General features: G+C 64.3%; 13 protein-coding genes and 1 pseudogene. 5 read left to right on the plus strand and 9 right to left on the minus strand.

The annotated features are described in order from the left end of the window. The first annotated feature begins 140 nt into the window (after nt 1–140). Entirely contained in the window at nt 141–1304 is a 1164-nt protein-coding gene (locus WBF82_RS12395; RefSeq protein WP_424383320.1) for an LLM class flavin-dependent oxidoreductase, read from the plus strand. Between the two features lie 27 nt (nt 1305–1331). On the opposite strand, the gene WBF82_RS12400 is transcribed toward WBF82_RS12395, so the two are convergent. Together WBF82_RS12400 and WBF82_RS12405 are read right to left on the minus strand one after the other, a co-directional pair. Further along, entirely contained in the window at nt 1332–2153 is an 822-nt protein-coding gene (locus tag WBF82_RS12400; RefSeq protein ID WP_424383321.1) for an enoyl-CoA hydratase, read from the minus strand. Further along, complete coding sequence (locus tag WBF82_RS12405) at nt 2150–2899, minus strand: hypothetical protein (RefSeq protein WP_424383322.1); 750 nt, start codon at nt 2897–2899, stop codon at nt 2150–2152. The genes WBF82_RS12400 and WBF82_RS12405 overlap by 4 nt, the downstream gene beginning before the upstream one ends. 102 nt (nt 2900–3001) lie before the next feature. Here WBF82_RS12405 and WBF82_RS12410 point away from each other — a divergent pair, with 102 nt between their 5' ends. Then, the gene (locus WBF82_RS12410; RefSeq protein ID WP_424383323.1) at nt 3002–4549 is read left to right on the plus strand and encodes a molybdopterin-dependent oxidoreductase; all 1548 of its coding nucleotides are present in this window, start codon (nt 3002–3004) and stop codon (nt 4547–4549) included. A 4-nt stretch (nt 4550–4553) separates the two neighbouring features. Here the strand turns inward: WBF82_RS12410 and WBF82_RS12415 are convergent, their stop codons facing one another. After that, nucleotides 4554–4754, minus strand: a complete 201-nt coding sequence (locus WBF82_RS12415; protein WP_424383324.1) for a hypothetical protein — start codon at nt 4752–4754, stop codon at nt 4554–4556. A gap of 70 nt (nt 4755–4824) precedes the next feature. Here WBF82_RS12415 and WBF82_RS12420 point away from each other — a divergent pair. After that, nucleotides 4825–5031 (plus strand): annotated as a pseudogene (locus WBF82_RS12420) (SDR family NAD(P)-dependent oxidoreductase); the annotation flags it as partial. A gap of 124 nt (nt 5032–5155) precedes the next feature. Continuing rightward, nucleotides 5156–5611, plus strand: coding sequence for an SDR family oxidoreductase (locus WBF82_RS12425; protein WP_424383332.1), 456 nt, complete (start codon nt 5156–5158; stop codon nt 5609–5611). A 4-nt stretch (nt 5612–5615) separates the two neighbouring features. Here the strand turns inward: WBF82_RS12425 and WBF82_RS12430 are convergent, their stop codons facing one another. Continuing rightward, nucleotides 5616–5960: a DoxX family protein gene (locus WBF82_RS12430; RefSeq protein ID WP_424383325.1), complete on the minus strand. Its 345-nt coding sequence runs from the start codon at nt 5958–5960 to the stop codon at nt 5616–5618. 28 nt (nt 5961–5988) lie between these two features. Continuing rightward, the gene (locus WBF82_RS12435) at nt 5989–6984 is read right to left on the minus strand and encodes an LLM class flavin-dependent oxidoreductase (protein ID WP_424383326.1); all 996 of its coding nucleotides are present in this window, start codon (nt 6982–6984) and stop codon (nt 5989–5991) included. A 115-nt stretch (nt 6985–7099) separates the two neighbouring features. On the opposite strand from WBF82_RS12435, the gene WBF82_RS12440 reads away from it, so the two are divergent. Continuing rightward, the gene (locus tag WBF82_RS12440) at nt 7100–8167 is read left to right on the plus strand and encodes a phosphotransferase family protein (RefSeq protein WP_424383327.1); all 1068 of its coding nucleotides are present in this window, start codon (nt 7100–7102) and stop codon (nt 8165–8167) included. A gap of 7 nt (nt 8168–8174) precedes the next feature. Here WBF82_RS12440 and WBF82_RS12445 read toward each other — a convergent pair whose 3' ends face one another. Genes WBF82_RS12445 through WBF82_RS12460 form a run of 4 tightly spaced genes read right to left on the minus strand, consistent with a single transcriptional unit; the run spans nt 8175 to nt 10567 of the window. After that, the gene (locus WBF82_RS12445) at nt 8175–8450 is read right to left on the minus strand and encodes a cytochrome C oxidase subunit IV family protein (protein WP_424383328.1); all 276 of its coding nucleotides are present in this window, start codon (nt 8448–8450) and stop codon (nt 8175–8177) included. 4 nt (nt 8451–8454) lie between these two features. Next, complete coding sequence (locus WBF82_RS12450; RefSeq protein WP_424383329.1) at nt 8455–9042, minus strand: cytochrome c oxidase subunit 3; 588 nt, start codon at nt 9040–9042, stop codon at nt 8455–8457. Nucleotides 9043–9059: 17 nt separating this feature from the next. Continuing rightward, nucleotides 9060–9827, minus strand: coding sequence for a hypothetical protein (locus tag WBF82_RS12455; RefSeq protein WP_424383330.1), 768 nt, complete (start codon nt 9825–9827; stop codon nt 9060–9062). Further along, the gene (locus tag WBF82_RS12460) at nt 9824–10567 is read right to left on the minus strand and encodes a hypothetical protein (RefSeq protein ID WP_424383331.1); all 744 of its coding nucleotides are present in this window, start codon (nt 10565–10567) and stop codon (nt 9824–9826) included. Before WBF82_RS12460 ends, WBF82_RS12455 begins: the two co-directional genes overlap by 4 nt. Nucleotides 10568–10665 lie beyond the last annotated feature (98 nt).

The raw sequence follows: 10665 nt of genomic DNA on the forward strand, positions 1-10665 counted from the left end.
GGCCACGGCTGCGTGCCCGGCGTCGGATGCGGCGGCTGGCCGTGATCGGCCAGCACGGCTGAGCTAGTCGCGGGTTCGCTGCCCGCCGGTTGCTTGGCAGGTCTAAGGTTCTCCGCAACTCGACTGCTAGGGGACCTTCGATGGCCAAGCTCAGGTTCGGATATTTCATCGCACCGTTTCACCGCGCCGGCACCAACCCGACACTGGCGTTGCAGCGAGATCTCGAATTCGTCGAACACCTCGATGCGCTCGGCTTCGACGAGGCGTGGATTGGCGAGCATCACTCGGCAGGCACCGAGCTGATCGCCTCGCCGGAGATCTTCATCGCCGCCGCCGCGGAACGGACCAAGTGGATCAAGCTCGGCACCGGCGTCATCTCGCTCGCCTACCACAACCCGCTCTGGGTCGCCGACCGGTTGATGATGCTGGATCACCTCACCCACGGCCGCATCATCGGCGGCGTGGGCCCGGGTTCGCTGCCCAGCGACTCGTCGATGATCGGGCTGACCCCGACCGACACCCGTGAACTGCTGGAAACCAACCTCGACATCGTCGTTCGGCTGCTAGCGGGGGAGACGGTCAGCGCGAAAACCGCCACGCATCAACTATTCGACGCCCAGCTGCAACTCTCGCCGTACTCCGAGGACGGTATCCCGCTGGCCGTGGCCGCGGTTGCCTCGCCGACGGGCGCGCGGTTGGCCGGCAAGCACGGCATTGGCTTGCTGTCCATCGGGGCGACGCTGACTATCGAGGGCTTCAACGCGTTGCAATATCACTGGGACATCGTGGAAGAGCGCGCGGCGGTATTCGGAACCCAGGTCGATCGCAAAAATTGGAGCCTAGTTGGGCCGTTCCATATCGCCGAAACCGACAAGCAAGCCCGTGAGGAAGTGAAATTCGGCCTCGAGGCGTGGTTCCGGTACTTCCAGAAGGTGGCCGCGTTCCCGCAGATGACCATGCCCGGCGAGCAGATCAACGAAATGATCGACGTCATCAACGACAACGGCGCCGGTGTGATCGGCACGCCCGAGCACGCGCGGGAACAGGTACAGCGGATGTGGGATCAATCCGGCGGGTTCGGCTGCATGCTGCAAATGCATCACGAGTGGGCCAATCCGGCGGCGACCAAACGGTCAGCCGAACTGTTCGCCACCGAAGTGATGCCGCATTTCCAAGGCCAAGCGCAGCCCACGCTGGATGCCGCTGCCCGTGCCAGCGAAGCACGGGAAGGTCTCGCGGAGTCGCAGAACCAGGCCGTCGCGCACATGACCAAGAAGTACCAGGACGAAATCGGTTCGAAATAACCAACTTTCGCGAGCACGTAACGCAGTTCAACGACCGCGAAAGCGCGGCTCCCGCTTCTCGACGAACGCCAGAGCTGCCTCACGGTGATCCTCGGTAAGCCCGGTGTGTATGTGATGCGTGACCTCAAGGTCCATGCACTCCTCAAGGCTTCCGTGCACCGCCCGGTTGAGATTCTCCTTGATATAGCGGTAGGTGATCGACGGACCCTGGGCCAGCCTCCGGGCCCGGTCCATCACCTCCTTCTCGAGGTCGCCCGCCGGGAACACCGCGTTGACCAAACCCAACCCCTCGGCCTGATCCGCCGTCAGCCGCTCCGAGAAGTAGTACAGCTCCTTGGCCTTGGCCGGGCCGACCAGCCTGGTCAAAAACCAGGTACCGCCGTAGTCGCCGGCAAAGGCGACGCGGGCGAACGCGGTGGTGAAGATGGCCGTGTCGGCCGCATACCTGAGATCGCACGCCAAGGCCAGCGCCAAGCCCGCGCCGGCCGCCGGGCCGGGAACCTGGGCGATCGTCGGTTTGGGCATCCGCCACAGCTTCCCACTGGTCGCCTGCTGGTTCAGCCGCTGGCGGTGGATCGCCACGTCCACTGGTATCGAAGGCCCGCCTGAAGATCCGCGGTCTGCCATGGCCTTGACGTCGCCTCCGGCCGAGAAGGCACTCCCCGCTCCGGTCAGCACCACGCACCCGACCTCATCGCTGACTTCGACCTCCGCCAGGACTCGCCCCAACGCCGCGAGCATCTCGTCGGAGAAGGCGTTCCGCCGCGTGGGCCGATTCATGGTGATCACCGCTACGCCTTCGTCCACCTCGGCCAAAAGGTCTTCGGATCCTGTATCGAGGGCCGTCACGGCGCACCCACCACGAAACGCACTCCGGCCATCTCGACGACCGGCCCGTCACCGTCGGCCAAGCCCCCCAGGCCCGGTGTCAACCAGACTTCAATGATGCCTTCGCCCCGGCCGTCCGCAGCCGAGACGAACCGCAAGGCTTGGCCGGCCGAGTCCAGCCGGACCACGACTGACCCGCCGTCTACCTCCGCGTCGAGCCCAAGAACCCCGGCCCACCGCTGAGCCGCCGGGGCCGGTTCTTCCACCGCGACCGTGATGCCGGCGATCCCGCCGGCCGGGTGATCGGGCACGGCCCCCGACCATGCTGGCCCCGCCCAGCGCCACGAGCCGGTGGGCGATGCCCAGTCGAGGGACACGATCGCCCCGGGGATGTCCTTGGGGTGCAGGTGGGTGCCGGCGATGTCCTCGAGGTCAACCTTCCAGACCACGCGGACTCCCAGATCGGCCACCCGCCGGCGGGCCTCCTCGAGCGAGGGCATCTGGAATATCGCCATGTAGCCGCTGTCTGACCCGCGGCGGGCCAGGTAGCGCCCCGCGGTGGTGCCGTCCTGCGCGGGAGAGACGACTTCTACGAAGGTGTCGCCCACCGGAAACACCGCGTTGATCAGCCCGAACTCGCCGACCCCCGGATCATGGAACGGGTCCGGCCAGCCAAAGGTCTGCTGGAGAGCAGCGGCGGTCTTCTCGCAATCGTGGGCGACTAACGCCACCTGGCGCAGACGAGGACCGGGCAGTGAATCGGGCATAAACACCCTCCAATGGCAACGACGTAGAACCACCGTACGCGGGTTCGCCTGCACGGCAAGCTGTTTCCGGCCGTTGACGGGAACGCGAGTACAGTAACTCCGATGGCCGTCGTCCCCTCCAATGAGCGGATGATTGCCGGGGTCGCCGCCGCATCCGTGTCGCTCGGGGTGGCCCAGTTGGTGGGCATCCCGTTTGGTGCGCGGGCCGATGCCCGTAATGCGATCAGCTCAGCGGTCGTCGACCTGACGCCGGGGCCTATCAAAGAATGGGCGATTCAGACGCTGGGCGCGCTGGACAAACTCTTCCTTGCCGTCGCCGTGCTCGTGGTGATCGCCGCGATCGGTGCAATCGCCGGGACGTTCGAGACGCGGCGCCGCCCGCTCGGTAGCGCCGCGATCGCCGCGGCGGGCGTCCTCGGATGCATTGCAGTGCTGTCACGATCGGGTAGCACAGCACTCGACATCATCCCCACTGCCGCGGGCGCGGCCTGCGGCGTCGCGGCCCTACGCTTGCTCACCCGTCGGTTCTCGCCAGGCCCGGCAGGCCCTGAAGACAAAGTCGGCGACGACGTGCCGGACACCGGCAGGCGCAGGTTTGTCATGTTGGGATTGCTCGGATTCGGAGTGGTGAGCGGCGTGGCCGGTGCGGTCATCACGCGGTTGGCGCATTCGGTAGCCGCCGACCGCAACAGCTTCGCACTTCCCCGGCCGCGCACGCCGGCGCCCCCGATACCTGCTGCAGTGCAGCCGAACGGCGTTGCGCTACCAAGCTTTGTCACCGCCAGCGCCGACTTTTACCGGGTGGACACCGCACTCAGTGTTCCCCAACTCAGCCACGGCGACTGGCGGCTGCACATCCACGGCATGGTGGACCGCGAAGCCACCTACAGCTTCGACGATCTCGCCAACTTCGAAGTCGTCGAAAAAGTAACGACGTTAACCTGCGTATCGAATCCTGTTGGAGGCAAACTGATCTCGACAGGCGTATGGACAGGCTATCGAGTGGCCGATCTGCTGGCGGCGGCCGGTGTACACGCGGACGCCGATATGGTGCTCTCGACGTCGATCGACGGGTTCACCGCCGGCACGCCAGTGGATGCGCTCACCGATGGCCGCGACGCGCTCCTGGCGGTCGGACTCAACGGTGAGCCGCTGCCAATCGAGCATGGCTACCCGGCCCGGCTGGTGGTACCCGGACTCTACGGGTACGTGTCGGCAACCAAGTGGGTCGTCGAGCTGGAGCTAACCCGCTTCGACAGAGCAAAGGCGTACTGGACGCGGCAGGGCTGGGCACCGCGTGCACCTATCAAGACCGAGTCGCGGATCGACGTGCCCAGAGATGGTCAGAAGGTACCGATCGGACCGGTGGTCTTTGGCGGTGTCGCGTGGGCACAGAATCGTGGCGTGCGGGCCGTGGAGGTCCTTATCGACGATGGCGCGTGGCAGCCCGCTCTACCGGGCGCGAGCTATTCCAACCAGACGTGGCGGTTGTGGAGCTTCCCCTGGCAGGCGAAAAGCCCTGGGAAACACACCATCACCGTGCGCGCCGCCGACAACACCGGCGCTGTCCAAACCAAAAATCAGGTGGGTCCCGTCCCAGACGGCGCCACCGGCTGGCACACGGTGGACTTCACCGTGGCGGAGCCATGAAGCGCTATTTCGACGAGAGCTTCCGCCAACTGAATACGGCAATGACGATGCCGATCAGCGCCGTGATCGGACCGATGATGGACCAGGTCGTGGTGTTGCTCATCGGGCTGCCACCTAGCACGCCGAATCCCTGCAGCGCCCAGATCAGACCGAACAATGCGAGGATCACACCGAACGCCAATGTAACGACGAAAGTCCTTCTCATATAGGGGATGCTACGTGCCGGAGAGTGGATATCGTTCCAGTAGCGTCGTCCGACAGATGAAGGAGCGCACATGGATCTGCATCTGTCGGGGAAGATTGCCGTCGTCACCGGGGCCAGCAAGGGTATCGGTCTCGCGATCACCAAGGCCCTCGTCGATGCGGGCACACATGTCGTCGCCGGGTCACGGACCCCTGGTAAGCAACTGCCCCTGCTGGAAGAGAGTGGGCAGGTGTCGTTCGTGTCCGTGGACCTCACCCAGCCCGGCGCCGCCGAAGAATTAATCGCGGCAGCGACCTACCGCGGCGGAATCGACGTATTGATCAACAACGTCGGCGAGTGCCACGGTCCGCCCGGGTGGTCTCGCCAGCATTTCCGACGACGATTGGCGGGCGTCCTGGGATCTGAACCTCATGGCGGTGGTGCGACCGACCCGCGCGGCGCTGCCGGAGATCGAGCGGCGCGGCGGCGGTTCCATCGTCATCGTCAGCTCAATCAACGCGTACCTTCCCGGTGCCAATACCTACGACTACTGCGCCGCCAAGGCGGCCGTCGCAAACTTTGCAAAGGCATTGTCAAAAGATCTGGGGCCGAAGAACATTCGTGTCAATTCGGTTAGTCCGGGCCCGGTGTCGACCGAGCGGTTTATCGAGCAGGGCGGGGTGGCCGACGAGCTCGCCGCAGCTAACGGCCAGACGGCCGACGAGGTCAGGGCGGAGCTCGCAAGCTCCACGCCGACAGGGCGGTTCAGCACTGCTGAAGAAGTCGCTGACCTGGTTGTCTTCCTGGCTAGCGACCGCGCCGGAAATATCACGGGAGATGACTACCGCATTGACGGCGGATTCGTCGCGACCGTCTGATTCGTTAGACGGACTGCAGGATGACGGTCGCGACGGCCAGGCCCAGGCCGATCACCGCTGGAGCCGTGTCAGTGGCACTGTCTGATGCGCGGCCGTGAAAAACGATGGCGCCCAACGCAAGCAGACAAAGCCCGATGGCGGCGGCGACGCCGATCGGCGCCCAGGCCAGACCCACCAACACACCGGTGACACCGGCCAGCTCGAGCAGCCCGATCACCCGCCATTGCGCGGGCTTAACGCCGAGATGGTCCCGGATTGCGAGCGATTGCCGGACCCCGAAAAGCTTGATCAGACCGGCAAACGCAAAAAGCGCGGCAAGCAAGGCCGTGACTATTGCTTCGGCAATCATCACCACACCGTAACCTGCGCCGCGCCTGTCAGTCCTGAAGGCCGGTCGCAGCCGCAAACGCGCGGAGTTCGCGCTCGATGTCGGATCCGGCGGGCTGATAGACGAGTTCGGTGACGCCATGAGTGCCAAGTCCGGCAACACGCTCCGACACTTGCTGCGGTGTGCCCACCAGAGCCGCGGCGCTGGCCAACGGTATGAGGTCGGCGACGTGCGGCTCGTCCCGCGGGTTGGCCTTGACCAGATGCCCCTCATGGATTGCGAGATGCCGCTCGGTCTCCGGACAGGCCTCGACCGCCGCACGCCATTCGCGGCCGCCCGGTAGGCCGTCAACCGCGGCGGCGCCCCCGCGCTCGTACACGACGTGGTAAAGCACTACCGCGCTGGGCCCCGCGGCGTCGACGACCCGAGCAGAGGTCAGCTCCTCACCCTCGTCGAGCACCGTGCCGAAGGACAGCAGCGCCCTCCAGTCGGCCACCTTGACGGCATCGGGTTGCGGAACGGCGGCCGAGAACACACCGTCGCCCAGTTCGGCCGCCACTGCCAGTCCCTTCGGGCCGTCCGCGCCGATCAGGATCGGGACATTGACCGGTCGCTTCGCGCCGAAGCCGGGCGCGTGCAGCATGCGGATTTTCGCGCCATCCCACTCGGCGGTCTCGCCGGCCAAAAGCGTCCTCAAGCATCGGACGTATTCGGCAACCTGGCGCCACGGCATGGGCCGCTTGCCCAGCGCGAACCGACCAGTGAAGCCCGATCCGACGGCCACTGCGACGCGACCCGGCGCCTGGTCCACCAGCTCGGCGATCGCGGCGGCGTTGACCATCGGATGGCGCAGGCTGGGAACGAGCACGCCCGGCCCGAGGCCGATGCGCGACGTGCGTTCAGCACACCGCGAAAGGACCATCCACACGTCGGACTGAAGCGCCGGGGAGTCATAGAGCCACGCTCGCCGGTAGCCGAGCGTTTCGGCCAGCTGCACATGTGCCGGGGTATCGGACGAGGTCGCGAACGCGCAAGAGATGTCCATCCTCCGACCCTATTGCGCGTCGTCGACGCCCGGCACGTATTGAAGGCCGGCCTGCGGTCAAGGGTATTAAGGTTTGGGCGACTCCAAGAGAGCATGCGTCGACAAGGGGCAACAGATGGAGGGAATGGCCGAGCTGATACCGGTGCTGCCCGCACACCGCTTCGATGAGGCGGGTTTGGCGCGGTATTTGCATGGGCGGCTGCCGGGTTTCGACGGTCACCTCGAAATTCGTCAGTTTCAAGGCGGACAGAGCAACCCCACCTATCATCTGCGCACTTCCGGCGGTGAATACGTGCTGCGCAAGAAGCCACCGGGCAAGTTGTTGCCCCGCGCGCACGAGGTCGAGCGCGAACACCGTGTCATGGCCGCGTTGGCCGAGACCGATGTGCCGGTGCCGCTCATGCAGCTGCTGTGTCAGGACGAAACCATCATCGGCACACCGTTTTTCGTGATGGATCACGTTGAGGGTCGAGTTTTTCCCGACCGGGTGATGCGCGAATGTTCCCCCGCACACCGTGCCGCGGTATATGAAGATCTCGCGCGCGTCCTTGCGGCATTGCATCGGGTGGATTGGCGCGCCGCAGGGCTGGACGGGTTCGGCCGGCCAGAGGGCTACATGCAACGTCAGGTGGCGCTGTGGACTCGACAGTGGCAGGCGGCGCGCATGGAGGACATGCCGGCGATGGACCTGTTGGCGCAATGGCTGCCAGACCACCTGCCGCCCGACGATGCGCCTGCGTGCATCGCGCACGGCGACTACCGTCTGGGCAACGTCTTGCTGCACCCAACCGAGCCTCGGGTGGTAGCCGTGCTGGACTGGGAGCTGGCGACGATCGGTAACCCGCTGGCCGACTTGGGCTATTTCTGCGTGACCTACCACGTCCCCGGGGGACCGGGCGGCCTGACCGGGGTGCTCGGCGAGACCCTCACTGGCACTGGGCTTCCCGACCAACAGACTTTTGTCGAAACCTACTGCGGGTACGCGGGGCGCAAACCGCCGGAGTCGCTTGACGTGTTCGTGGTGTTTTCGATGTTCCGGCTGGCCTCCATCACCGCGGGCGTGTGGCGGCGCGGGGTAGACGGCAACGCCGCCGATGCACGGGCCAGTACAACCGAGTATCGCGAGCGCTATCGAAGCATGGCCGACGCCGCCTGGGCACTGGCGCAACAGGTGTCCGGGTAGCCCGAATTCAGTACAGATAAATCGCCAGCACGCCGGCCCACAAGATAACCAGCCACGCATCGGTGAACAGCTTGAGCCACAGGGGAGCTGTTCGCACTTCCATGAAGTACCGGATGATCATGCGTCCCTTGATGAATCCGAGCAAGACGACGGCGACGGTGATCGGCACACTGGCCACAGCTGCCCCCCGGGTATGACCGGGCGCCAACCACCACGAGACAATGGTGATCGCGGACAAGATAATCCAGGCATAGGTGGTTGTGCGCGCAGCGGTCGTAGTCACGAGCTCACCTCATCACGTAGAGCAGGGCGAAGATAACGATCCACAGCAGGTCGACCATGTGCCAGTAGGTGGCTCCGGCTTCGGCCATGAACAGCCGGCGCCGACGAGGGTTGCGCAATTCGCGCAACGTGATGCTCAGGATGAGCAGGCCAAGTGAGACATGGAACAGGTGCACACCGGTGAGCATGTAATAGAACATGAAGAATTCGTTGGTCGAAATGGTGTATCCCGCAGCAATTTCCGTCGACCATTCGTAGGCTTTGATCAGAATGAATGCAACTCCACACAGGCCCCCGAGATAGGTCAGGCGCTGCGCCTGGGAATGGTCGTTGGCGCGCGCGGCCTGCACACTGCGCGCGATGAACCAGGAACTGGCGAGCAGCACCAACGTGTTGAGCACGCCGATGTTGATGTTGAGATGCTGTTGGGAAGCCAAGAACTCCTGCGGCTTCATCGCGCGGTAGACCATGAAGATGATGAAATAGGCACCGAAAACGATCAGATCGCCTAGAACCATCACCCACATGTGGCCGTCGCCGGGCATGTGCAGCGTGCGCTGGTGCGCGGGCGCGGTCTGCTCTGCATTCACCATTCAGTCGTCCTAGACGTTCAATCCAGAGGTGGCTCGTCGACCGGCTGGCGTTCGGTTGCCTTCATCAAGAAGACGATCACGCAACTGAGCCAAAAGCCGAAAACCACCACTCCCAACCAGAATGCGATCGACCCGTTCCACGCAAACGGCCCCGCCTTGGAGACGAATACCGGCATCGCCATGATTTCGGTGACGATCTGCCAAACCGATACGTAGGCCAGCCATTTGGGGAAGATTTGGTTCTTGTCGTACAGGATCGCCACCGCGAACGCGAAGTAGGCAGTCGAGAAGCACCCGAGCGATCCAACGTAGGACAGCAGCCCGAGGTCGTAGAGCAGGGCAAGTATCTGCGGATTACGGCCCGGCCGGTACACCGCGGTCAAGAAGCAGAACGCAACCAGCAGGCATCCCGGCAGCGCGCCGACGGACATCGCGCCGAGATAGCCGTAGGCCATCACCGATCCAACCGTCATCCGCTTCATGTGATAGGCGACGATGCCGTTGGCTATCCCGGCGCCGCCGACGATCAGCACCAGAATGCCGAAACCGATCTTGATGGTCAGCCCATGTGCGTGAAAGAAGTGCACTATCTGATCGCCTGCCACGTCGGGCCGCGGGGGCGGCATCACTCGGGCCAGCGCGAAAAAGATCACCCCGAATGCGGTATAGAACGCCGGGACGATCCAAAACACAAGCCAGACATCACGTTTGCCTGCTCGTGGCACTCGGCCAGCACTGGCCGCGTCCGCGCCCGATGACGACTGGGCAGAGATCGTGCTGCTCATGTCGCGACACCCTCATCCACTGCCTGCCTGTGCAGCACATTCCGCAACACGAAAAACATCACCACCACGAACAACGCGAATGCCCCGTTGCGAAGCCAGAAGGACACCACACCATTCCAGGCCAACGGCCCGGCGGCGAAGACCGCGGCACCCGCGGCCGGAGCCATCGCCATCGCCGTCGCAATGGCGTAATGCCCGACCCACCGCGGAAACACCGGCTTGGGTCCGTCATCGAAATAGACTGCGGCGCCGAGCAATAGGTTCATGCCGACGAATGCGCCCACGGGTGCGATGAAGATCATCCACGCCATGTCGTTCAGAAGCATGACCAGTTCGGGACTGCGGTCGGGCCGAAATGCCGCGACCAGGTAGAAGATGTCAGCCAGCGCGAACAGGGTTGCCCCGCTGACCGCCGCGGTGAGGTAGCAATACGCGAATACGTGACTTTGAGTGGCCATCCGCTTCATCTGGACGACGATCACCATGAAGAACGGCAGCAACATGATCCCGCACAGGTTGAAGGTGATCATGCTGAACCGGATCAGCGCCGTGTGATCGCTGTAGAACTTCGCGACCTGCTCGGCGGTCATGCCGGGCGACATTGGCGGAAAGAATCCAGGAAAGGCCAGAAAAGCGATCAGCAGCACGACCCCGAAGGCGGGCGCGGTCCACAGGCTGATCAGCTGGGTCTTGATGTTGGCGGCCTTGGGTAGGTCCTCGGCCTCAGCGAGAATCTGCACGGATCTGCCTCCTCGCCGTCGGCCTAACTGGGGTAGCCGATCGGCTACCCCAGACCATAGATGACCCAAAGGACATCCAGCAAGGGTCAGTCGGGCAG

Source organism: Mycobacterium sp., assembly GCF_049673265.1.
GTDB lineage: Bacteria > Actinomycetota > Actinomycetes > Mycobacteriales > Mycobacteriaceae > Mycobacterium.

Coding starts and splice junctions, on each gene's coding strand:
- WBF82_RS12395 (WP_424383320.1), top strand. CDS start 141: ATGGCCAAGCTCAGGTTCGGATATTTCATCGCACCGTTTCACCGCGCC.
- WBF82_RS12405 (WP_424383322.1), bottom strand. CDS start 2,899: ATGCCCGATTCACTGCCCGGTCCTCGTCTGCGCCAGGTGGCGTTAGTC.
- WBF82_RS12410 (WP_424383323.1), top strand. CDS start 3,002: ATGGCCGTCGTCCCCTCCAATGAGCGGATGATTGCCGGGGTCGCCGCC.
- WBF82_RS12415 (WP_424383324.1), bottom strand. CDS start 4,754: ATGAGAAGGACTTTCGTCGTTACATTGGCGTTCGGTGTGATCCTCGCA.
- WBF82_RS12430 (WP_424383325.1), bottom strand. CDS start 5,960: ATGATTGCCGAAGCAATAGTCACGGCCTTGCTTGCCGCGCTTTTTGCG.
- WBF82_RS12435 (WP_424383326.1), bottom strand. CDS start 6,984: ATGGACATCTCTTGCGCGTTCGCGACCTCGTCCGATACCCCGGCACAT.
- WBF82_RS12440 (WP_424383327.1), top strand. CDS start 7,100: ATGGAGGGAATGGCCGAGCTGATACCGGTGCTGCCCGCACACCGCTTC.
- WBF82_RS12450 (WP_424383329.1), bottom strand. CDS start 9,042: ATGGTGAATGCAGAGCAGACCGCGCCCGCGCACCAGCGCACGCTGCAC.
- WBF82_RS12455 (WP_424383330.1), bottom strand. CDS start 9,827: ATGAGCAGCACGATCTCTGCCCAGTCGTCATCGGGCGCGGACGCGGCC.